The sequence below is a fragment of the Serratia sp. CY76391 genome, assembly GCF_052166695.1.
Lineage (GTDB): Bacteria > Pseudomonadota > Gammaproteobacteria > Enterobacterales > Enterobacteriaceae > Serratia > Serratia nematodiphila.
The window spans coordinates 136,081-156,420 of the sequence record NZ_JBJNOJ010000004.1 but is presented as its reverse complement, the minus strand read 5'-3'; the positions used below and the strand labels follow the sequence as shown (position 1 = coordinate 156,420).

The following is a 20,340-nucleotide window of genomic DNA, read 5'->3' as shown; positions in this document are numbered from 1 at the left end:
CGACCCGCAAGGAGTGGCCGATGACGCCTCTGATCCACACTCTGCTCGACGAAATTTGGCAAAGCCTGGGGCAGCGCCCCGCCCCCGCCGACCGGCTAACCGTAAGCGGCACCGGCGCATTGCCTTCGGCTTTTCCCGTAACCGAATTGGCTACCGCCGCCTGGAGCGCCGCCGGTTTGGCCTGCGCCGAGTTGCTTCGCCGCGAGGCAGCCGATGCGCCGCAGGTCTGGATCGATCAACGCCTGGCCTCGCTCTGGTTCGGTTGGACGTTGCGTCCGCTGGGGTGGACGCTGCCTGCGGCCTGGGACGCGCTGGCCGGCGACTATGCGACGACGGATGGCTGGATACGCCTGCATACCAATGCGCCGCACCATCGGCGAGCGGTGGAGCAGGTGCTGGGTTCGGCATCGGATAAAGGCACGCTGGCGGAACGCGTGCTGGGCTGGAAAAAAAGCGAGCTGGAGGAAGCGGTGATCGAAGCCGGCGGCTGCGCGGCCCAAATGCGCTCGGCGGCCGCGTGGCGACAACATATTCAGGGCAAAAGCGTAGCGCTCGAACCGCTGATCCACGCCTCGCTGCAGCCGGAAGCGCCACCGCCGGGCTGGGCGCTTCCCGTCGCCCGGCCGCTGCACGGCGTACGGGTGCTGGATCTGACGCGCATTCTCGCCGGGCCGATCGCCACGCGTTTTCTTGCCGGTTTGGGTGCCGACGTGCTGCGCATCGATCCCTACGGTTGGGATGAGCCCGGCGTTGAACACGAAGTCATGCTGGGCAAGCGCAGCGCGCGCCTCAACCTGACCAATGCGCACGATCGCCATACGTTTGAACATCTGCTGAGAAACACCGACGTGATCGTGCACGGCTACCGTGCCGGTGCGCTGGAAAAGTTGGGCTATGGCGCGGAGGAAAGGCGCGCGCTGGCGCCGGGCCTGATAGACGTCTGCCTGAATGCCTACGGTTGGAGCGGGCCGTGGCGCACCCGGCGCGGTTTCGACAGCCTGGTACAGATGAGCTGCGGGTTGGCGGAGGCGGGCATGGTTTGGCGTAGCGCCAGTTTGCCGGTGCCGTTGCCGGTACAGGCACTGGATCACGCCACCGGCTATTTGATGGCGGCGGCGGTGCTGACCGGTATGGCACAGCGCCTGAGCCGCGGCACCGGCTACCACGCGCGGCTGTCGCTGGCGCGCACGGCGCAGCTGCTGCTGGCGCATCCCTGTTCGGCAGATTATCGGCCGGAACCGCTGGCGCCGGCCGGCCCCGCCGACGAGAACCCGGAAACGGAATTGACTTACTGGGGGGCCGCGCAACGCCTGCGCGCCCCGTTAAGCCTGCAGGGTACGACGCTGCAATGGGCGCTACCGGCGACCACGCTCGGCACCTCGCAGCCGGTGTGGCTGCGCCGTTAAACCGCCGCCAACTGTTGCTGCAGCCACTGCAGCAAGCGGGTGACCGCCGGCGTCAGCCCGGCGGTCTGCGGCCACACCAGATAAACGTCGTCATCGCTCAGGCGACAGGGTGCAGCCAACGCCACCAGTCTCCCGGCGTCGAGGGCATCCTGCACCAGCAGCTTTTTCGCCAGCGCGATACCGAACCCCTGCTCCGCCGCGCGAATCAACAATCCGGCATCGTTGAACAACGCCTGTTGCCGCCCGTACAGCGAGCGCCCTTGTGCATTGAACCAATCGCGCCAGGGACTGACGTCGTGTTCCAGCAAGGGAACTTCGCCACCGTTCTCGAATGCGGCTCCCCACTGCCGCGCCATATCCGGCGAAGCGACAGGCAGCACGTCACCCGACGCGATGCGCTGCGCCTGCAGCCCCGCCCATTGACCGCTGCCGATGCGGATCGCCGCATCGAACCCTCGCTGCGACAGATCCTGCAGCGCCAGCGACGCATCGATATCCAGCGCAATATCGGCGCAGGCCTCATGAAAAGCAGGCAGACGCGGCAACAGCCAATAATGGGCAAAAGACGGCAACACGCTGATGCGCAGCGTCTGGCTTGTCGCCGCACGCCGGGCGCGGGCGACGCCCTGCTGCAGCGCCTGCAGCGCCGGTTCCACCGCCGCCAGCATCTCTTTCCCGGCCGCATTCAGGCGCACACCGCGCCCACGCCGTTCAAACAGCGGATAGCCGACCGCCTGCTCCAGCAGCTGAATTTGCTGGCTGACCGCACCGTGCGTCAAATGCACCTGCTGCGCCGCAGCACGCAAATTTTCCAACCTGGCGGCGATCGCAAAGGTCGGCAAGACATGCAGGGGAATGCGTTCACTCATCATTGGTTAACCAGGCTATCCAAAAAGGTTATTTTTCATCGATTTTGACCGGCAGGCAAATGTTCTATGTTTACCCCATCATCCCTGACGCTTTCGGAGCCACCATGCACCCACGTTTACAACAAGACCTCGCGCAGTTTCCGCAGATCCTCGACCACACCCGCCAGTTGGCGGAAGATTTTCTGACCGGGCTGCAGCAACGCTCGGTCTGCCCGCCGCTCGAGCATCAGCAGCTGCAACCGGGCGACGATCGACTAGATGAAAACGGCGAAGGCGCCCTGGCGGCGCTGGAGCGCTTTTGGCAACGTTATCAGGCCGGCATTTCCGCCAGCGCCGGCCCGCGTTATTTCGGCTTCGTCACCGGCGGCGGCACCCCGGCGGCGGTCGCAGCGGACTGGCTGGTTAGCGTGACAGACCAAAATAGCCTACTCAGCCATGATACCATCGCAGCCACGATCGAGCTGGCGGCCGTGACACAGTTGAAATCCCTGCTGGGCCTGCCGGAAACGTTCAGCGGCAGCCTGGTCAGCGGCGCGACCATGGCCAATTTCACCGGGCTGGCCATTGGCCGGCAGTGGCTGGGACAACAGCACGGCGTGGATATCGCCCAACAGGGCCTGGCGGCGCTGGGTTCCATCCGGGTATTGTCGGCCAATCCACATTCCAGCAGCGTGAAGGCGCTCAGCATGCTCGGTATCGGCCGCGAAGCGCTGACGACCGTCGCCAGCCTGCCGGACTCGGAAGCCATGGATATGGAAGCACTGGAACGGCAGCTCGCCGCCGGCGCCGGCCAGCCAACGTTGGTGCTGGCCAGCGCCGGTACGGTCAACACCGTCGCGTTCGACGACCTGCCGCGTCTGCTGACGCTGCGGGAGCGTTATCCGTTTTGGCTGCATGTCGATGCGGCATTTGGCGGCGTGGCGGCCTGCTCACCGCTATACGCTCCAAGGCTTGAGGGCTGGCAGCATGCCGATTCCATCACTGTCGACGCACACAAATGGCTGAACGTGCCTTATGACAGCGCGATCCAATTTACCCGCCATTTGGATCTGCAAATGCAGGTATTTCAGAACCATTCGGCCTACCTGGAAGCACCGACATTGCGGCCAGACAACTATCTGCATCTGACGCCGGAGAATTCGCGCCGCTTCCGCGCCCTGCCGCTCTGGCTGACGCTGAAAGCCTATGGCCGCAGCGGCATACGGGATATCGTCGAGCGCAACGTCCGATTGGCGCAGGCGCTGGGGGCGGCGCTGGCAGCCGATGACGGTTTCCAGCTGCTGGCGCCGGTGAATTTGAACGTGGTCTGCTTCGCACTCAGCCATCCACAGGGCGACAGCGAGGCGGCGCGCGATCGCTTTCTCGAGCGCCTGAGCCGGCACGGCGTGGTGTACTGCACCCCTACGCGTTATAACGGTCAGCCGGGGATCCGCGCCGCACTGGTCAACTGGATGACGGAGGAACAGGACATCCGGCTGGCGTTGGACTCGCTGCGCCATTGCCTGGCGGAAACGGCCTAACGCGCGCGGCGTATTACCCGAGTTGGAAGGCCTGCAAACGCCGTTCTTGCCGCCCGTCATCGCCGATATTATCCGGCGACAGCCAGGCGGCAAACGCCGCGCGCCGCGCCGGCCATTCCCCGTCGACGATCGACAGCCAGTCGGTGTCGCGCGTGCGTCCTTTGACGACGACGGCCTGGCGGAAGGTGCCTTCATAGCGGAAACCCAAGCGCTCGGCGGCCTGGCGTGAAGGAAGATTGAGGCTATCGCATTTCCATTCGCAGCGCCGGTAGCCAAGATCGTCGAACAGATGCCGCAGCATCAGGAAAATCGCCTCGCTGCCCAGCGCGCTGCGCTTCATCAGCGGCGACCAGTTGATGGTGCCCAGTTCGGCCACGCCGTTAGCAGGATCGATGCGCAAAAAAGCGCAGCTTCCCACCGCACGCCCGTTTGACTGATCGATCACTACCATCGTGTTTCTGTCAGCGCTGGACGCCTGAGCCTGAAGATAACGCTGGAAATCTGCGCGCGACTGCGGCCGTTCCCAAAACAGATAAGTCCAGTCGCGATCGTCCTCGGCGGATTGATAAGCCTGATAAAGCGCCTCCCCCCAGCGCTCGAGGTTAAGCGGTTCGAGGCGGCAAAACCGCCCTTGCAGCGGCGAGTGCCCGGGCATGCCTGCCGGCTGCCAATGAGGGAGGGCTTCGCCTATCGGCTGCCCATACTGATTCCGTCTCACCACGACATCCTGTTTTTGAAAGGTGGAGAGGCAAGTTAAAACCAACGCGGGCCAGAGACAACTCCGACCTGCCATTCCTCCCCTGCGGATCGGGCAGCAGGATGATAGTTTAGAGAAATCACTCAATCACCGTTAAACATTCACGAAAACTATTTCATGTAAAATAAATATCCAGATAACTCATTGTAAAACGGTGATTTATAGCAACAAATAAGCTACACATTCCGGCCATAATGTTAACTTTCGTTTGCCGTTATGATAAAAAAAGAAGTGCTAATCATTAGCATGGAAAGCAGAAAAACACCATAAATTAATGATTTTTAAATAAAAAAATAAAAAATCTCAGAGAGAGCATTTTTTAATCACTCAAAAAATGCACTGAAAGACTTCAAAAAAACGACACATGAATTTTTTTTAAGACTTTTCCTAGCAAACTAAAATTTTGTTTCGTGACATGATGAACAGATTCGCGGCAAGCAATGCAGACAAGCACGGGCGCCAAGCGCAGATCAGGCTCAACATGCCGAAGCTGGACGAGCAGCAGATCGCTCTGACTTAAGCCAAACTTATAGATTCATGCAATTAATAAGTTTAGTATGAAAATATCATTGAGTGATGCCGTGTTTATTGATAGAACACTCGCTACACTGAATTATTGCTCCATTTTGCCTTTCGGCTTTTTAGGCTTTTTCTCATATTACCGCAGTAAAACGGATTTAAGTGGGGGTGCGATATGCCAACGATTATCATGGATTCATGTAGCTATACCAGATTGGGGTTAACCGACTATCTGACTTCGCATGGCGTGAAAAAGCGCCATATTAATGCCATCGAGGACATTGACAGCCTGCATGAAAAATGCAGCAAGTTGAATCCGAGCCTGGTGTTTATTAACGAGGACTGCTTCATCCACGAAGCAAACGCCACCGAGCGAATAAAACGGGTGATTTCACTGCACCCGGATACGTTATTCTTCATCTTCATGGCCATTACCAACGTACATTTCGACGATTACTTATATGTTCGCAAGAACGTCATCATATCGTCAAAATCCATCAAGCCAGAGACTATGAATCAGCTACTTAGCCACTATCTCGAGAGAACGTCCCTCCGTACGGAGAAATCCTCTCTGGATCAAACGCCGGTAACGCTGAGCCAGACTGAATCAAACATGTTACGCATGTGGATGTCCGGTCAAGGCACCATCCAGATATCAGACCAGATGCAAATAAAGGCCAAAACGGTCTCTTCCCACAAGGGAAACATCAAGCGGAAAATAAAAACGCACAACAAGCAGATCATTTATCACGTTGTTCGTTTGACCGATACATTGACCAGTGGAATATTCGTCAATAGCCGCTGAACCATAGAGAACGCCCCCGATCTGTTTTACCAGCCGTTAAATACCCGGTGATAATGTCATCTGGATGGCAGCCGCTGGAACCACAAAAAAATACCTGTTGCGTTATCCCCCGCTAGCGCAACGGGTATTTTTTGCCGTCGATAAAAAAAATCCTACCGCAATGAAATAATCTCAAAATGGACAATTTCATTAGCAAATTAATGAGATTAGCCTAAGTTACTGCCCGTGCTCGCGACAGGGCTCCACAAACGTGCCGTCACGGCTGTCGATCTCATTAAAAAACCATACGCCCGCCGGGTAGTCGTCAAGAGAAACCAGGTACATGGTGCCTTCGTTGAACACTTCTACGGCCAGAATGACGCCTTCACGCCGCGGGCCGCCGTCTGTTTTTACCGTCACTCGATCGTTAACTTGCATACCCTTCTCCCTTATTTGCGATTGCCGTCAGTGTATTACAAAACCGGAGGCGATGGACACCGCTCCAGCCCTGCCGGCCTCTGCTATCAGCGTAGCAGCCGCCTGGATTTTCACTTTCTTAACGGTTTGGCCGCAGAATCTTAAGCCGGTCTCGCGTAGCCTGTCTTCAGGCGTTTCCCCCCCAGAGAAGCGCTCGCAAATGAAGAAGTAACAAGGAACTTTTGCCCGCAGACTTGCGGGCTTTTTTTGCGCACCGCTGAATTGCAGGCATAAAAAAACCCGCCGCAGCGGGTTTTTTTCAATCAGCGCCAGGCGCCAATTAGATAGCGGTAACGTTAGCCGCAGATGGACCTTTCGCACCGTTCTCGATAGAGAACTGTACGTTCTGGCCTTCAGCCAGGGTCTTGAAGCCTTGATCCTGGATAGCAGAGAAGTGTACGAATACGTCTTTGCTGCCGTCTGCTGGGGTGATGAAACCAAAACCTTTAGCTTCGTTGAACCACTTCACTTGACCTTTGATCATGTTAGACATGTCTAATTTCCTTCAATAATAAATGTAAGCCGCCATGGGCGAGGTAGCCGGTCATCAGTTACTTATGGAGGCACTGGAAAGGAAATTCGTCAGAGAAGGGCTATCCGGGATAACGCTTTAAATTTGAACTACTTTACTCAAAATGTCGTGCATAAATAGGTCTGTACCACAGGCCGACATCATTAACTCATGAGCGAGCGGCAATAGCAACCTTTTTCGCCGCGATGGGACGCTAATCTCGGCTAAACGCACAGGATTTGACCCTGTCTGCCGATAGGGCCGCCGCCTGGCTCGCCCGTAACGCCCAAGGCAAATGATAGTAATTCTCGTTCTGCTGTTTTATAGTTGCCTGACGAAATCATTCAGGGAGATTCACCATGCCGAGATGGCTTACATTACCGGCAGTCAGTGCCGCCGCCCTGCTGGCCTTTGCCGCTTACAGCGCTCCGCAGAGTGCACTGGAGCTCAATTATCAAGCCCCCGACCCCAGCATGGTTCCCGCGCCCAAGCCGCCTGCCCCCTCAGGGCCGGCCCCCAAAACGGGAAAACCGCCGATTGCCTGGACAGAGGCGAGAGATAAAAGCGGTTTTCGCGTCGATATTGAGTGCGATCATCCTGGCTGCAGCAAACAGCGCGCCAAACCTTATCCCGCGTATGAAGGCCCGGTGAAGAAAACCGATCGCCGCCGCCAGTCTGATCCCTATTCCACCAATAAGGATCCCGATTACAACATTCAGTTGGGGTATGAGTGGTAGTGGCGCTTTCGGAGTAATACCTATATCAGCCTCCTTTGCCGCTGCATAGAATATGCCTCAGTTCACCACTCCTCCTGGTGTTGAACACAACAAGCTGTGTTGCAAATCTTTATGCGCCTCCCTATAGGCGCTTTTTTTTGCCTATCCCTCAAAGCGTCTTCCGATTACAGATTGCTCTCATTGCCCCACAAAGTGATGAATGTCACAAATACGCCTCCTTGCCATTCTTATTCGGAGGTAACGTTCATGGCCACAGGATCCCTTGCCCTCCTGGCCGTCTTGGCCGGCATTGCGGGCTTCGCCCTCTACAAGCATTTAAAATCTCAGAAAAAAAGCACACTCATCCGCCCGCACGATCGGTAACCGACAACGCGCTTTCACCGCGAAGGCCCGGCACATCGCGCGCCGCGCCTTCGCGGGCTGTCATGCTTTCATCACAAAATTGTCACATTATGGCCATATGATGATTCGCGTTTATCCGCTCTGGCTTAACACCAAGGATTTCGCCCATGACCATAATTAAAGCTGCAAACCATCAGGAAGCAGAAAAACTCATCCGCGCCGGCACCGCCAAGAAAATCGAACTGGCTTACGATATCGGCAGCGACGACTTCTTCCAGCTTGCCAGCCTGTGGTGCGATAAAGGCGCCAAAATCTCCAAAGGAAAAGAACACTTTATCGTTTCATTGAAAGGGTTCCGCATCCCCCCTAACGATTGATGCCCAGCCGCCCATCGCGGCGGCGTCTCCTCCTCTTCCTCGCAAAACCGCTCTATTCGACCACGCGCACCTCATTCGATTTCGCTAAGCTAACAGCAGACTTTATTGTGGACGCGCCACCTGATAACCGCGTCCGCCACGATGAGGAGTGTAACCATGTCAACGAATGCACCGCTGCCCGACACGATGAAAGCGATTGAGATCAGCCAACCCGGCGCCCCCGAGGTTCTGGTCGTCGCCGAACGTCCGGTGCCGGTTCCGCAAGCGGGCCAACTTCTGGTGAAAATCGCCGCCGCCGGCGTTAACCGCCCCGACGTGTTGCAACGTCAGGGGAACTATGCGCCGCCGCCAGGCGCCTCGGATATTCCCGGCCTGGAAATTGCCGGCGAAGTGGTGGCCATCGGTGAAGGTGTGACCCACTTCGCGCTCGGCGATCGGGTTTGCGCCCTTATCGCCGGCGGTGGCTATGCGGAATACTGCACCGTGCATGAAAGCAATGCGTTGCCGGTGCCGGCGGGGCTGAGCCTGACCGAGGCCGCCGCGCTGCCGGAAACCTTCTTTACCGTCTGGGTCAACGTGTTCCAGCGCGGTCATCTCAAAGCCGGCGAAACCGTGTTGATCCATGGCGGTACCTCCGGTATCGGCACGGTCGCCACCATGCTGGCGAAGGCCTTCTGCGCCCAGGTGATCACCACCGTCGGCTCCGAAGAGAAACGTCAGGCCAGCCTGGCGCTGGGTGCCGACGTGGCGATTAATTACCGCAGCGAAGACTTTGTCGCACGCACCAAAGACGCCACCAACGGTAAAGGCGCCGACGTCATCGTCGACCTGATCGCCGGCGATTATGTCGCCAAAAACTATCAGGCCGCAGCGATGGAAGGCCGCATCGTGCAAATCGGCACGCAAAACGGCGTGGTGAAAGAGCTCAATCTGATGCCGCTGCTGTTGAAACGCCTGACCCATACCGGGTCGACGCTACGCTCGCGCAGCGTGGCGGACAAAGCACAGATTGCCGCCGATTTGCGCGAAAAGGTTTGGCCGCTGCTGGAGCGCGGCGTGCTGAAACCGCAAATTTTTAAAACCTTCCCGTTTGAGCAAGCCGCCGCCGCGCATACGCTGATGGAGTCCAGCGAGCACATCGGCAAGATCATGCTGACGTTCTGAGCCCATTCCCCGCGGCCGGTGCTGCGGGGAAACCAATGCCACGTTCAGGGAATGATGCCGCGGCGGCGGAACTCATCGAACAGTGAGAAAAACATGGCTTCGGTTTCGACAAACTGGTGGAAACCGAAGCGCCGCGCCTTGCTGCCATCCGCGAACATGTCATAGTCCCAGGAAAAGACGAAATCGGCGAAACGCCAGCCGGCCACCGCGCGATAGTCCGGTTCGGCCAATTGGTGCCGCTGCGCCAGCTCCCGCCACAGCGACGCTTTGTCCGTCATCATGATCTCCAGCGACATCGGCAGCGGCGGCGCGCATTCCAGCCCAAAGTAAGCGGCGATTTTCGGCCACATCTCGCTCCAGCGAAACAGATCGCCGTTGTTGATATTAAACGCCTGATTGGCCGCCGCAGGTTCGGTCGCCGCCCACAACGTGGCGCGCGCCAACAGCCCGGCGTCGGTCATTTCCAGCAGGCTGTGGTAAGCGCCCGGTTTACCCGGGAACCGCAACGGCAGCCCGAGCGCTTTGCTGATCGACGCGTAAACCGCGATGCTTAACGCCAGATTCATCGGGTTGCCGAGGGAGAAGCCCCCCACCACGCTTGGACGGATGGCGCTCCAACGCCAGCGTTTGCCGGCCTGCCGCTGCGCCAGATACTGCTGCTGCGCCACGTTAAACTCCGGCGGCATATGCCCGGCATCGCTTTCGCGCGCCGGCGTTTTAAACGGCCCCAAATGCGCGCCATACACCTTATAACCCTGCATCAAACTGATGTGCTCCAACGCCGGCGCGATCGGCTCCAGCCCTTCGACAACGTGTTGCAACATCTGCAGGTTCGGCGCCACCAGCCCCGCCCAGTCCGGCGCATCCTGATAGGCGGCATAGAAAACGTGACTAATCGCGCTCAGCGGCCGCAGCGCGTCTCGCGTCGCCGCCGTATCCAGCAGATCAACCTGAAGGTGGCGCACCCCCGGCGCCGATTGTCCCCCCCGGCGCGAGACGCCCACCACTTGCCAGCCCTGGCCGGTCAGCTCCTCAATCAATCGGCGCCCAATCACGCCATTGGCGCCGATCACCAATGCCTGTCGCTTTGTATTCATCTTGCCACTCCTCAGGTTGTCGATACCCTGAGTGTCATTGATTAGTAATTCTTGCGGTAGAAGAGTGTTTCCACTAACACTTATAAGAAAAATATAGAGGCAAGATCGACATGGATAAGCTGAACGCAATGAAAACCTTTATGCGGGTAGCGGAGCTGGGCAGCCTGTCGGCCGCCGCTCGCGATCTGCGTTTGACGCAGCCGGCGGTCAGTCAGCAAATCGCCGGTCTGGAGCAGCAACTGGGGGCACAACTGCTGTTTCGCAGCACCCGGGCGGTCACCCTGACCGATGCCGGCGGCAGTTATTATCAGCGCCTCAAACCGATTCTGGCGGCGGTCGACGAAGCGGAAGAAGCGCTGCACGGCCAGCACCACCAGTTACAGGGCAATCTGCGCATTCATGCCCCGACCGGGTTCGGGCAGTTGCACGTCACGCCGCTGGCCATCGCTTTCCAGCAACGTCATCCGAACCTCGCCATCGAGCTGCTGCTTGACGATCGTCGCGCCGACGTGATCGGCGAAGGCATCGACGTGGCGCTGCGTTTCGGTGAACTGCATGCGCCCGGCATGGTGGCTAAACGTTTGGGCGAGCTGCAACGCCTGCTGGTGGCGTCACCGGCCTACCTGGCCAAGTATGGCGCTCCACGTTCGCCGGCGGAGCTGGCTAAACATGCGCACATTCGTTACAGCGGTTTGAACGACGGCGATACGCTCACTCTGTTCGGGCCGCACGGCCCCGAGATGGTCGCTCTGCGGCCCACGTTCCGTGCCAACAATACGCTATCGCTGCTGGCCGCCATTGAGGCTGGAGCCGGTATCGGCGGCGCCCAACGGCCTTTAATCGCCGAGCAGCTGGCGACGGGGGCGCTGGTGCCCGTTTTGCCGGAATACCGCTACCCGCCCATGGCGCTGCACGCGGTCTATCCCGCTTTACGTTTTATTCCGGAGAAAGTGCGCGCCTGGGTGGCGCATCTGCAGCAGGCGTTGACGGCGATCGAGGGAATTAGCGGAGTGAATGCTCCCGGCCAGACGCCGGGAGCCTAATCATTACTTGAACAGTTTACCGACCATATCGCCCAGCTCGTTGCTGTCTTGCTGCACTTCACCGTTTGGTGAGGCGGCATCCGCGACCGTTGGCAAGAACTGTGCAATGGTGCTGGACGCCTGTGCAGGATCGATGCCCAGCTTTTCAGCCAGTTGGTTGATGGCGTCGCTACCCAACGCCTGCTGCACATGGTCGCCGGTAATCGGCTGATTTTCGCCATTGCCGAGCCAGGAACCGACGATATCGCCGAACTGGCCCTGACGGAACTTGTCCAAAATGGCCTGCAGGCCGCCTTGTTGCTCGACCCACTGCATAATGGCGATGTAATCGATACCTTTACCACCGTTGGCGCCGCCGCCCAGAATGTTACCCAATACGCTATCGAACAGACCCATGATATTCCCCTTTCAGCGGGTACGGCCCGCGCCGCACCGCCGGATTGATTTCACGAAAAAGGGCCGCCGCGGCGACCCTGTTGAGCAACGGCTGCTTAGCCTTTGATCTTCCTGTAGACAAAAAGCACCACCAGGGCACCGATGACCGCCACCACAAAGCTGCCCAGGTTAAAACCGTCAACGCGGCCCATACCGAAGAAGGTGCTGATATAGCCGCCGACGACGGCGCCCACGATCCCCAATATAACGGTCACAATAAAGCCGCCGCCGTCTTTGCCCGGCATAATCCACTTGGCCAGGATACCGGCGATTAAACCAAAAATGATCCAGGAAATGATGCCCATCTTTACTCTCCCTATTAATTACCTTTTGCCTAACAGAAATCCTATTACCAGGCCCACGACGGCGCCGGCACCTATCCCCGCCCAAGGGTTATCCTTGAGGCAGGCACATGATTGCTCGAGCGCTGCTTTTACACCGCTGCTCACTTCGCAGGCGGTGGTTTTCACGTAGTCGCTCGGTTGCTCAACACCGTTTAGATCGTCATTTTCATATGACATGTCAAATCCTTACAGACTAACCCTCTGAGAATTTCGTCACATGTTTCGCGCCAGGCGCCGTCCGCTCCGCGATCTTGCTCTGGGCAATCTGCCCACTGCCGATCAATGCGGAGGCGTCCGGCGGCAAACGCACAACTTCACCCTATGACTATAGTAAAAAATCAGCGGTTTACCCATTTCCGTCCGTCTGAATTTCACCATACAAAAAACGATCTGATTTCATCCCGCTGTCATCTTGCAAGGCTAAACTTTAAACATATCCTCCGGGAGGAAACGCCGATGTTCAATGCACCTTTTGTCCTGATCCTCGCGCTATTGTACGCACTGGCCGCCGCTTGGGACGGTTCCGTAGCGTTACTGTTTCATTAAGGTTACATAGCCGTTGTCACTTTTGCGATGCGCTGAATTGTGTCTTTATTTTTCAATGTCGCCAGCCGGTTGAAATAGCGGAAAATATCCCCTCATCCCTCGGTAAAAATCCTATTTCGCTTCGTTTTTCGCCTGCGTTTAAATAAAGCGTAAAAAAAAAGCATGAATGGAAAACCCGGCCTCACAAAAAATGCTCTATCATTTCGCACATAACAATTTGGGTTAAGGTCCCATTGCGAAATTAAAGGAAGAACAGAAAAAATGATTTCAAACCAACGCTTTGAGCGCGAATTCTTACGCCCTCGTTATTGGTTGCTGTGGATAGGGCTGGGAATACTCTATCTATTGGTGTTATTGCCCTACCCGCTCATTTATCGGCTTGGACACGGCCTTGGCAGAATCACCATGCCCCTGATGAAACGCCGGGTAAAAATAGCGCGCCGTAATTTAGAACTCTGTTTCCCTGAGATGCCCGCCGCCGAGCGCGAGGCGCTGATCGTCAAAAATTTTGAGTCCGTCGGCATGGGCCTGTTCGAAGTCGGCATGGCCTGGTTCTGGCCCGACTGGCGCATCGCCCGCTGGTTCAAGGTGAGCGGCATGGAAAACATGCGGCTGGCGCGTCAGGACGGCAAAGGCGTTCTGCTGATCGGTCTGCATTTCCTCACTCTGGAACTGGGCGCGCGCATTTTCGGCATGCAAAACCCCGGCATCGGTGTGCATCGCCCGCACAACAACAAGCTGATGGAATGGGTACAGACCCGCGGCCGGCTGCGCTCGAATAAATTCATGATCGATCGTAAAGATATCAAAGGTATGATCCGCAACCTGAAACAGGGCGAAATCCTGTGGTACGCGCCGGATCACGATTATGGGCCGCAAAGTAGCGTATTCACACCGTTCTTCGCCGTGGAAAATGCCGCCACGACCACCGGCACCTTTATCCTGGCGCGCATGGGGCGGCCGTCGATCGTGCCTTTCGTGCCGCGCCGCCTGCCAAATGCTCAGGGCTATGAGCTGATCGTGCAGCCGCCGTTGACGGACTTCCCGCTGGATGATGAAACGCGCGCGGCGGCCAAGATGAACCGCGTGGTGGAAGAACAAGTGCTGCTGGCCCCCGACCAATACATGTGGCTGCACCGCCGCTTTAAAACCCGCCCACCCGGCGAACCGTCGCTGTATTGACCCCTTCGCGCCTTTGCCCGTCACACCGCCGGCGAAGGCGCGCTCACCTCGCACAAGCATTCTGCGCCAGGGGAACTACACTAGTAAGTCACCGACGGCAATTATTGCCGCCAGCAATCATTTCGTCCGCCCGAGAGCCGGTCGTTGCCTGTCGGGCCATAATCGAGGTCAATGTCATGCTGGTACAACCCTATCTGTTTTTCAGCGGTAACTGTGAGCAAGCGATTAACTTCTACGTACAGCAGTTGAATGCCAAAGTTGAAATGGTCATGCGCTTTAAAGACATGCCCGAAGAAGCCCGGCAAGGCGGACCGCAGGACGTCAATCCGGAAGCGATCATGCATGCGCGCCTGCTGATCGGCGAAGGCGTACTGATGGCCTCCGACGGCTGTCCGCAAGATGACAGCGGCGGTGCTTCTCACAAAGGTTTCTCGCTGTCGCTGAACCCCAGCGATGCGGAACAAGGACGCAAACTGTTCGACAATCTGGCGCAGGGCGGCCAGGTGACGATGCCTTACCAAGCCACCTTCTGGGCCAAAGGTTTTGGCATGCTGACCGACAAATTCGGCGTCAACTGGATGATCAACGTCGAATAACCCCGCATGGCGCCGCTAGCCATAGCGGTGCCAGTCATACGCCGCCTTGGCGAACAGCACGAACAGCAGCGCCAACAGCGCCAATCCCAACCGCCAATAGGGCGACCGGCGGCGGCGCCAGGCGAGGTACATCATCACCGCCAGCGTTCCCAGCGTAAGGGGGTAATACACCGCCAGCGTCAGTAAAGCGATAATGATGTAATCAGACATGGCTCTTTCACTCCGAGGTGTTCACACCGCCGCTGATGCGGGCTGCGATCGACCTTTCGCCTTATCGCCTCGTTAAAGGCTAGAGGTCTGGCGCATTTATGCATAAAATATAAGATTGCTCTTAACTCAAACTGAATAGTAATCAAACAACAAGGGTGACATGACTCAGCAGCAACCCATACAGGATGCCGTGCCGGCGCGCAGCGTTAAAAGCTCCCCATTATTATTTCAGGCCGGCGTGTTTGTCATCATCGTTGCCGCCACGCTGATCCTCTTTAACAGCTGGCAAATCTGGAACGCACACCAGCGCGATCTGCGCAGCGCCGAGCATGAATCCGCCAACCTCGCCCGCTCGCTGGCGCAGCATGCCGACGATACTTTCATGCAGGTGGACGGCAATCTGCTCGATCTGACCGAACGTCTCCAGAACGACGGACTGGGGCCATCGCAATTGACCCGGCTGCAGCGGGTGATGCAAACGCAGGTCGGCAACCTGCCGCAGCTGCATGGGCTGTTTCTCTACGATGCGCGCGGCCGCTGGCTGGCGACCTCCTCGGGCAAATTCATCAAGAACGCCAACAACGCCGATCGCGAGTACTTCATATACCATCAAAACCGCGACGACGGCGGCCTGTACATCGGCAAGGTGATCCGCAGCCGCACCACCGGCGATCTGATCATTCCCGTTTCGCGGCGTTTCAACAACCCGGACGGCAGCTTTGGCGGCGTGGTGCTGGCGACGCTGTACATCGATTATTTCCGCCAGTTTTACGATAGCTTCGCCCTTAACACCGACGCCTCACTGAACCTGCTGCTGGCGGACGGCACCATCCTTTACCGCCGCCCTTACTCGGCGGCGTCGATCGGTAAAAACATCGCCAAGGGTGTGCTGTTCAGCGAAATTTTGCCGCATTCGGAATTCGGTAACGCCACCATCACCTCGCTGTACGACAAAGTAGAGCGCATCTACGGCTATTCGCGGGTCAACCGCTTTCCGCTGGTGATCGCCGCCGGGCTGTCGAAACGCGACGCGCTGGCGGACTGGCGCACCGACGCCGGGCTGTTCGCCGTCGGCGGCCTCTCGCTGCTGATGATCCTGTTGGCGATGGGCATGGTGCTGCTGCGGCAAATCAAGCACAGCATGCAAACCGAAGCCGAGCTGATGCGCACCCGCGATCAGCTGACCAGCATCAACCAGATGCTCGAAGAGCTGGCGCTGCTGGACGGCCTGACAGGGCTGGCCAACCGCCGCCAGTTTGATATCGCGCTGAAGAACGAGCTGGCACGGGCTTCGCGCAACTACCGCAGCGTGGCGCTGCTGATGCTGGATATCGACTATTTCAAACAGTACAACGACAGCTATGGCCACGTCGCCGGTGACCAATGCCTGCAACAGATCGGCCAAACGCTCAAAGGGTTGGCGTGCCGCAGCAACGACGTTCTGGCACGTTACGGCGGCGAAGAGATGGGGATTATCCTGCCGGATACCGACGTCCAGGGCGCACTGATTTTCGCCGAACGCGTCATCAACGCGGTGCGCGATCTGAAAATTCCGCATCAGGGCAACCCGCACGGCATCGTCACCATCAGCATCGGTATCTGCGCCAAAGTGCCGCATATGTATAACGATACGCCGATCAGCTTTATCAATGAGGCGGACAGTGCGTTGTATCAGGCCAAGAAAAAAGGCAAAAATTGCATTTACGGCGCTTAATCATTAATCGGGCCACCAAATTTTAGCGGCCCGATTTATTACCAACCAAAATGAAATAATTCCTCTCCGCAACATTATTTTCCCGGGTTACCCTGCGCTCTGAATAAAATAACGCCAATAATAAGCATAATATTTATTTTCATTAAAATTCAACAAGATAAAAAATCGCCATTCCGCAGACAATTCGTGCCATTTTTGATTATTCGTGCCTACGCGCAGCCCCGTTTAGCTCTCGTTTACTTTTCATTGGTATTGCCGGTGATATCCTTATCAGGACTATTCTCTATATCAGGAAGCCATCGCACGCTTCGGCGCACTGCGCCCTGCTGATACATCCATAATAGAACCCACACATTTCACGTTGCAATTGAGCGGCCTGTTGACGCCGCTCCAGCCAGCCACTGCGCAAGCCAGTGCAGCCAATCACGCGGCAACCTGAAAGACGGGAATAAAGCGATATAGATTTGCGAGGAGATCTCATGCCTACTGGCGATATTATGCGTGAACAGGCCGTCCTGACGCTGCCGTTGCGACAATGGGCGGCAGCGGAAGCATCCAGCGCGGTCAGCGAACTGGAACAGGGCAAGGTACTGTTTCTGCCCGAACTGGCCTTCACCCTGTCTGAACAGGAAATGCCGCTGCTGGATCCGGCGTTGGTCGATCCGAAGCGCAAAAACATCAGCTATCAACCGCTGTTCGGCAAACTGAGCGGCGTCGCCGTCGCGGAACGCCGGCAACAGGTTCAGCAACTGCTGGAGCGCTATTATCAATCTTGCCGCCAGCTGATCGCCGGGCTGTTGCCCGAGTATCAGGAGGCGCTGCACCACCCGACCGGCAGCCTGCGTTTGCACCCGGTTTCCGCCTGGCGGGCGACCAGTTCCTGGCGCAAAGACGACAGCCGCCTGCACGTTGACGCTTTCCCGTCGCGCCCGAACTACGGCGAACGCATTCTGCGCATCTTCACCAACATCAATCCGCACGGCGAGCATCGCCAATGGCGCGTCGGCGAGCCGTTCCCTGAGCTGGCGGCACGCTTTATGCCGCGTCTCGCACGCTACTCCGCCCTCAGCAGTTGGCTGCAGCATCAGGTGCGCATCACCAAGACCCGCCGCAGCCATTATGACCACCTGATGCTGCAGTTGCATGACGCCATGAAGGCCGACGGTGATTATCAGCAACGGGGTCCGCAGCTGGCGCTGGAATTCCCACCGGGCAGCAGCTGGATTTGCTTCTCGGATCAAACGCCGCACGCCGCAATGGGCGGCCAGTTTATGCTGGAACAGACCTTCCTGTTGCCGGTGAACAAGATGCAGGATCCGCAGCGTTCGCCGCTGAAAGTGCTGGAACAGCTGCGCGGGCAGCCGCTGATCTGAATGGCTCGCCGCCGCCGGCATCCCGGCGGCGGCGAAACGCGCATTATGCCTCGAAGTCCCCTTGCTGGCGCGCCACCAGCGTCAGAATGCTGTAGAGCGCCACCGGCTGCTGTTCCTGATTCAGCACCTGAACATCCCACACCACCACGCCGTGCGGCCGATCTTCGGCGGTTTTTTGCGGCTTGCGGATTTTCTTTTTGCAGGTCAGCCGCACCTGAATGGTGTCGCCGATCTTCACTGGTTCGATAAAGCGCAGATTCTCCATGCCATAGTTGGCGATCACCGGCCCGACGGCGGCGTCGACAAACAGCCCGGCCGCAGCGGACACCACAAAGTAACCGTGCGCCACCCGCTCGCCGAACAGCGAATCGGCAGCGCCGATCTTGTCCATGTGCGCGTAAAAGTGGTCGCCGCTCAGGCAGGCGAAGTTGACGATATCCGCTTCGGTCACGGTGCGGCGCGCGGTCAACAGGCTGTCGCCCAGCTGCAGCTGCTCGAAGTATTTCCGGAACGGGTGCACCGGATGTTCGGCGACCGGCGCGCCGCGCACCCATTCGCCGCCGATGGCCGCCAGCATCGCCGGGCTGCCCTGGATCGCAGTGCGCTGCATATAGTGCTTCACCGCGCGCAGCCCACCCAGCTCTTCACCGCCGCCGGCGCGCCCCGGGCCGCCGTGCACCAGCATCGGCAGCGGCGAACCGTGGCCGGTGGATTCCACCGCCGCCTGTTCATCCAAAATCAACATGCGGCCATGGGCGCACGCCGCCGCGCGAATGAAGCGCTTGGCCACTGCCGGATCGGCGGTCACCAGCGATCCCGCCAGGCTGCCCTGCCCCAGCAACGCCAACGCGATCGCCTGCTCGGTATCCGCATACGGCATCAGCGTCGCCACCGGGCCAAAGGCCTCAGTGCCGTGCACCGCCTGATGGGTGAACGGATCGGCGCAATACAGCAGGGTCGGCGGATAAAACGCCCCGCCGCGCGCGCCGTCGCCCATCACTTCCAGCTTATCCAACGACGCGCCGCACAGCGGTTCGCAGCCGTTGCGCAGCAGGAACTCCACCTTGCTTTGCACATCATCACGCTGCTCGTGGCTGACCAGAGCCCCCATGCGCACCTGCTCCAACTGCGGGTCGCCCACCGTCACCCCCGCCAGACGCTGCAACAAGGCCTGACGCACCGCCGCCACCTGCGCCGCCGGCACGATGATGCGGCGGATCGCGGTGCACTTCTGCCCCGCCTTGGCGGTCATTTCACGGCACACCTCTTTGATAAACAGCGCAAATTCCGGCATCTCCGGCGTCACGTCTTCCGCCAGCACGCAGCAGTTGAGCGAATCCGCCTCCATGGTGAACGCGATCGATTTTTCCAACAGGCGCGGATGCGCCCGCAGCCGCTGCCCGGTCTGCGCCGAACCGGTGAACGTTACCGCATCCTGATAATCCAGGTGCGCAAACATGTCGCCGACGCCGCCGCATACCAACTGGAGCGCGCCTTCCGGCACCAGCCCGCTGTCGACGATCAGCCTGACCATCGCCTGCGTCAGCTGCGCGGTGGCGGTAGCCGGCTTGATGATGGCCGGCATACCCGCCAGCCAGGTCGGCGCCAGTTTTTCCAGCATGCCCCAGCAAGGGAAGTTGAAGGCGTTGATATGCAGCGCCACGCCGGGGCGCGAGGTCAATACGTGGCGGGCGGCGAACTGCGCCTGCTTCGACAGCGGGATCAGCTCATCTTCCGGCCACAGCGTATCGTCCGGCAGATCGCGGCCGGCCATGCCGGCATAGGCGAACAGCGTGGCGATGCCGCCTTCGATATCGACCCAGCCGTCGCTGCGCGTCGCCCCGGTTTGATAGGAAATCTGATACAGCGCCTCTTTATGCGCCAGCAGGTGTTTCGCCACCGCTTTCAGCATCTGGGCGCGCTGCTGGAACGTCATGTGCGCCAGCGCCGGGCCGCCGTGGCTGCGTGCATAGCTCAGGCTCGCCACTAACGGCAGGCCGTCGGAGCAAACCTGGTACAGCGCTTCGCCGGTTACGGCGTGACGGATCTCGCGCGCCTCTCCCTGCCCGTACACCCAGGCGCCAGAAAGATAACTGTGTAACTGCTGCATGTGCCCTCCGGAATTCATAAATTTTCACCCTACAGCTTAATTACGTATCACATAAATGCCAGTCAACGCCAAACTCAATTTTAACAAAAAGAGAACAAGAAGCGCTTTCAAGCCGTTTCCCCCTGGCATTAATACGGAGCTACTGTTTATATTTATCAAATTAAATCAAATGATTAATAAAAACACTTGTGAGTGCGCTCGCAAAACCACATAAATCTCGTTTGATC

21 protein-coding genes are annotated in these 20,340 nt (G+C 58.2%); 11 read left to right on the top strand and 10 right to left on the bottom strand.

The genetic code is table 11. From position 1 onward, the window contains the following. Nucleotides 1-20: 20 nt before the first annotated feature. Nucleotides 21-1,406 (top strand): CoA transferase, encoded by a 1,386-nt coding sequence (locus tag ACJ8PN_RS09130; protein WP_351106267.1) that lies wholly within the window; start codon nucleotides 21-23, stop codon nucleotides 1,404-1,406. On the opposite strand, the gene ACJ8PN_RS09125 is transcribed toward ACJ8PN_RS09130, so the two are convergent. After that, complete coding sequence (locus ACJ8PN_RS09125; RefSeq protein ID WP_442534837.1) at nucleotides 1,403-2,278, bottom strand: LysR substrate-binding domain-containing protein; 876 nt, start codon at nucleotides 2,276-2,278, stop codon at nucleotides 1,403-1,405. The two genes, ACJ8PN_RS09130 and ACJ8PN_RS09125, sit on opposite strands and share 4 nt — an antisense overlap. Nucleotides 2,279-2,379: 101 nt before the next feature. Here ACJ8PN_RS09125 and ACJ8PN_RS09120 point away from each other — a divergent pair, with 101 nt between their 5' ends. Continuing rightward, nucleotides 2,380-3,795 carry a pyridoxal phosphate-dependent decarboxylase family protein gene (locus ACJ8PN_RS09120; protein WP_442534836.1) on the top strand — a complete coding sequence of 472 codons (1,416 nt, stop codon included), beginning with the start codon at nucleotides 2,380-2,382 and terminating at the stop codon, nucleotides 3,793-3,795. A gap of 13 nt (nucleotides 3,796-3,808) precedes the next feature. On the opposite strand, the gene ACJ8PN_RS09115 is transcribed toward ACJ8PN_RS09120, so the two are convergent. Then, complete coding sequence (locus ACJ8PN_RS09115) at nucleotides 3,809-4,450, bottom strand: GNAT family N-acetyltransferase (RefSeq protein ID WP_079007628.1); 642 nt, start codon at nucleotides 4,448-4,450, stop codon at nucleotides 3,809-3,811. Nucleotides 4,451-5,246: 796 nt separating this feature from the next. Between ACJ8PN_RS09115 and rcsA the strand changes: the two genes are divergently transcribed. Further along, nucleotides 5,247-5,876 carry a transcriptional regulator RcsA gene (gene rcsA, locus ACJ8PN_RS09110; RefSeq protein WP_004935115.1) on the top strand — a complete coding sequence of 210 codons (630 nt, stop codon included), beginning with the start codon at nucleotides 5,247-5,249 and terminating at the stop codon, nucleotides 5,874-5,876. Nucleotides 5,877-6,092: 216 nt separating this feature from the next. Here the strand turns inward: rcsA and dsrB are convergent, their stop codons facing one another. Both dsrB and cspE read right to left on the bottom strand, forming a co-directional pair. Continuing rightward, the gene (gene dsrB / locus ACJ8PN_RS09105) at nucleotides 6,093-6,293 is read right to left on the bottom strand and encodes a protein DsrB (RefSeq protein ID WP_004935117.1); all 201 of its coding nucleotides are present in this window, start codon (nucleotides 6,291-6,293) and stop codon (nucleotides 6,093-6,095) included. A 319-nt stretch (nucleotides 6,294-6,612) separates the two neighbouring features. Then, on the bottom strand, nucleotides 6,613-6,825 hold the full coding sequence (cspE, locus tag ACJ8PN_RS09100) for a transcription antiterminator/RNA stability regulator CspE (RefSeq protein ID WP_004935122.1): 213 nt from the start codon (nucleotides 6,823-6,825) through the stop codon (nucleotides 6,613-6,615). A 377-nt stretch (nucleotides 6,826-7,202) separates the two neighbouring features. On the opposite strand from cspE, the gene ACJ8PN_RS09095 reads away from it, so the two are divergent. The 3 genes from ACJ8PN_RS09095 (at nucleotide 7,203) to ACJ8PN_RS09085 (ending at nucleotide 9,463) form a co-directional block, all read left to right on the top strand. Next, entirely contained in the window at nucleotides 7,203-7,580 is a 378-nt protein-coding gene (locus ACJ8PN_RS09095; protein ID WP_442534835.1) for a hypothetical protein, read from the top strand. Nucleotides 7,581-8,089: 509 nt separating this feature from the next. After that, on the top strand, nucleotides 8,090-8,299 hold the full coding sequence (locus ACJ8PN_RS09090) for a hypothetical protein (protein WP_004935132.1): 210 nt from the start codon (nucleotides 8,090-8,092) through the stop codon (nucleotides 8,297-8,299). A gap of 156 nt (nucleotides 8,300-8,455) precedes the next feature. Continuing rightward, on the top strand, nucleotides 8,456-9,463 hold the full coding sequence (locus ACJ8PN_RS09085; RefSeq protein WP_442534834.1) for an NAD(P)H-quinone oxidoreductase: 1,008 nt from the start codon (nucleotides 8,456-8,458) through the stop codon (nucleotides 9,461-9,463). Between the two features lie 44 nt (nucleotides 9,464-9,507). Here ACJ8PN_RS09085 and ACJ8PN_RS09080 read toward each other — a convergent pair whose 3' ends face one another. Continuing rightward, nucleotides 9,508-10,560, bottom strand: a complete 1,053-nt coding sequence (locus ACJ8PN_RS09080; protein ID WP_171454290.1) for an SDR family oxidoreductase — start codon at nucleotides 10,558-10,560, stop codon at nucleotides 9,508-9,510. 110 nt (nucleotides 10,561-10,670) lie between these two features. Here ACJ8PN_RS09080 and ACJ8PN_RS09075 point away from each other — a divergent pair, with 110 nt between their 5' ends. Continuing rightward, the gene (locus ACJ8PN_RS09075) at nucleotides 10,671-11,603 is read left to right on the top strand and encodes a LysR family transcriptional regulator (RefSeq protein ID WP_171454291.1); all 933 of its coding nucleotides are present in this window, start codon (nucleotides 10,671-10,673) and stop codon (nucleotides 11,601-11,603) included. A gap of 3 nt (nucleotides 11,604-11,606) precedes the next feature. On the opposite strand, the gene ACJ8PN_RS09070 is transcribed toward ACJ8PN_RS09075, so the two are convergent. The 3 genes from ACJ8PN_RS09070 to ACJ8PN_RS09060 all read right to left on the bottom strand — a co-directional run bounded on the left by ACJ8PN_RS09070 (nucleotide 11,607) and on the right by ACJ8PN_RS09060 (nucleotide 12,559). Then, on the bottom strand, nucleotides 11,607-11,999 hold the full coding sequence (locus tag ACJ8PN_RS09070; protein ID WP_004935144.1) for a YidB family protein: 393 nt from the start codon (nucleotides 11,997-11,999) through the stop codon (nucleotides 11,607-11,609). 95 nt (nucleotides 12,000-12,094) lie between these two features. Beyond that, entirely contained in the window at nucleotides 12,095-12,343 is a 249-nt protein-coding gene (locus ACJ8PN_RS09065; protein WP_004935146.1) for a GlsB/YeaQ/YmgE family stress response membrane protein, read from the bottom strand. Nucleotides 12,344-12,361: 18 nt separating this feature from the next. Further along, nucleotides 12,362-12,559: a glycine zipper domain-containing protein gene (locus ACJ8PN_RS09060; protein ID WP_004935148.1), complete on the bottom strand. Its 198-nt coding sequence runs from the start codon at nucleotides 12,557-12,559 to the stop codon at nucleotides 12,362-12,364. Between the two features lie 630 nt (nucleotides 12,560-13,189). Here ACJ8PN_RS09060 and ACJ8PN_RS09055 point away from each other — a divergent pair. Further along, on the top strand, nucleotides 13,190-14,110 hold the full coding sequence (locus ACJ8PN_RS09055) for a Kdo(2)-lipid IV(A) acyltransferase (protein ID WP_171454292.1): 921 nt from the start codon (nucleotides 13,190-13,192) through the stop codon (nucleotides 14,108-14,110). A 176-nt stretch (nucleotides 14,111-14,286) separates the two neighbouring features. Further along, on the top strand, nucleotides 14,287-14,706 hold the full coding sequence (gene yjdN, locus ACJ8PN_RS09050) for a VOC family metalloprotein YjdN (RefSeq protein WP_015378343.1): 420 nt from the start codon (nucleotides 14,287-14,289) through the stop codon (nucleotides 14,704-14,706). Between the two features lie 15 nt (nucleotides 14,707-14,721). Here the strand turns inward: yjdN and ACJ8PN_RS09045 are convergent, their stop codons facing one another. Then, nucleotides 14,722-14,916, bottom strand: coding sequence for a hypothetical protein (locus ACJ8PN_RS09045; RefSeq protein WP_171454293.1), 195 nt, complete (start codon nucleotides 14,914-14,916; stop codon nucleotides 14,722-14,724). Between the two features lie 160 nt (nucleotides 14,917-15,076). Between ACJ8PN_RS09045 and ACJ8PN_RS09040 the strand changes: the two genes are divergently transcribed. Beyond that, on the top strand, nucleotides 15,077-16,630 hold the full coding sequence (locus ACJ8PN_RS09040; RefSeq protein WP_015378345.1) for a sensor domain-containing diguanylate cyclase: 1,554 nt from the start codon (nucleotides 15,077-15,079) through the stop codon (nucleotides 16,628-16,630). 479 nt (nucleotides 16,631-17,109) lie between these two features. Then, entirely contained in the window at nucleotides 17,110-18,003 is an 894-nt protein-coding gene (locus tag ACJ8PN_RS09035; RefSeq protein ID WP_437188727.1) for a Kdo hydroxylase family protein, read from the top strand. 43 nt (nucleotides 18,004-18,046) lie between these two features. On the opposite strand, the gene paaZ is transcribed toward ACJ8PN_RS09035, so the two are convergent. Then, a complete protein-coding gene (paaZ, locus tag ACJ8PN_RS09030) occupies nucleotides 18,047-20,113 on the bottom strand; it encodes a phenylacetic acid degradation bifunctional protein PaaZ (protein ID WP_437188726.1) in 2,067 nt (688 codons plus the stop codon). Nucleotides 20,114-20,340 lie beyond the last annotated feature (227 nt).

Bases quoted from the DNA above. Each gene is read 5' to 3' on its own strand.
- rcsA (WP_004935115.1), top strand. From the start codon at position 5,247: ATGCCAACGATTATCATGGATTCATGTAGCTATACCAGATTGGGGTTA.
- ACJ8PN_RS09075 (WP_171454291.1), top strand. From the start codon at position 10,671: ATGGATAAGCTGAACGCAATGAAAACCTTTATGCGGGTAGCGGAGCTG.
- ACJ8PN_RS09120 (WP_442534836.1), top strand. From the start codon at position 2,380: ATGCACCCACGTTTACAACAAGACCTCGCGCAGTTTCCGCAGATCCTC.
- dsrB (WP_004935117.1), bottom strand. From the start codon at position 6,293: ATGCAAGTTAACGATCGAGTGACGGTAAAAACAGACGGCGGCCCGCGG.
- ACJ8PN_RS09080 (WP_171454290.1), bottom strand. From the start codon at position 10,560: ATGAATACAAAGCGACAGGCATTGGTGATCGGCGCCAATGGCGTGATT.
- ACJ8PN_RS09055 (WP_171454292.1), top strand. From the start codon at position 13,190: ATGATTTCAAACCAACGCTTTGAGCGCGAATTCTTACGCCCTCGTTAT.
- cspE (WP_004935122.1), bottom strand. From the start codon at position 6,825: ATGTCTAACATGATCAAAGGTCAAGTGAAGTGGTTCAACGAAGCTAAA.
- ACJ8PN_RS09090 (WP_004935132.1), top strand. From the start codon at position 8,090: ATGACCATAATTAAAGCTGCAAACCATCAGGAAGCAGAAAAACTCATC.
- ACJ8PN_RS09115 (WP_079007628.1), bottom strand. From the start codon at position 4,450: ATGCCCGGGCACTCGCCGCTGCAAGGGCGGTTTTGCCGCCTCGAACCG.
- ACJ8PN_RS09040 (WP_015378345.1), top strand. From the start codon at position 15,077: ATGACTCAGCAGCAACCCATACAGGATGCCGTGCCGGCGCGCAGCGTT.
- ACJ8PN_RS09045 (WP_171454293.1), bottom strand. From the start codon at position 14,916: ATGTCTGATTACATCATTATCGCTTTACTGACGCTGGCGGTGTATTAC.
- ACJ8PN_RS09095 (WP_442534835.1), top strand. From the start codon at position 7,203: ATGCCGAGATGGCTTACATTACCGGCAGTCAGTGCCGCCGCCCTGCTG.
- ACJ8PN_RS09060 (WP_004935148.1), bottom strand. From the start codon at position 12,559: ATGTCATATGAAAATGACGATCTAAACGGTGTTGAGCAACCGAGCGAC.
- ACJ8PN_RS09130 (WP_351106267.1), top strand. From the start codon at position 21: ATGACGCCTCTGATCCACACTCTGCTCGACGAAATTTGGCAAAGCCTG.
- paaZ (WP_437188726.1), bottom strand. From the start codon at position 20,113: ATGCAGCAGTTACACAGTTATCTTTCTGGCGCCTGGGTGTACGGGCAG.
- ACJ8PN_RS09085 (WP_442534834.1), top strand. From the start codon at position 8,456: ATGTCAACGAATGCACCGCTGCCCGACACGATGAAAGCGATTGAGATC.
- ACJ8PN_RS09065 (WP_004935146.1), bottom strand. From the start codon at position 12,343: ATGGGCATCATTTCCTGGATCATTTTTGGTTTAATCGCCGGTATCCTG.
- ACJ8PN_RS09125 (WP_442534837.1), bottom strand. From the start codon at position 2,278: ATGATGAGTGAACGCATTCCCCTGCATGTCTTGCCGACCTTTGCGATC.
- ACJ8PN_RS09070 (WP_004935144.1), bottom strand. From the start codon at position 11,999: ATGGGTCTGTTCGATAGCGTATTGGGTAACATTCTGGGCGGCGGCGCC.
- yjdN (WP_015378343.1), top strand. From the start codon at position 14,287: ATGCTGGTACAACCCTATCTGTTTTTCAGCGGTAACTGTGAGCAAGCG.
- ACJ8PN_RS09035 (WP_437188727.1), top strand. From the start codon at position 17,110: ATGCCTACTGGCGATATTATGCGTGAACAGGCCGTCCTGACGCTGCCG.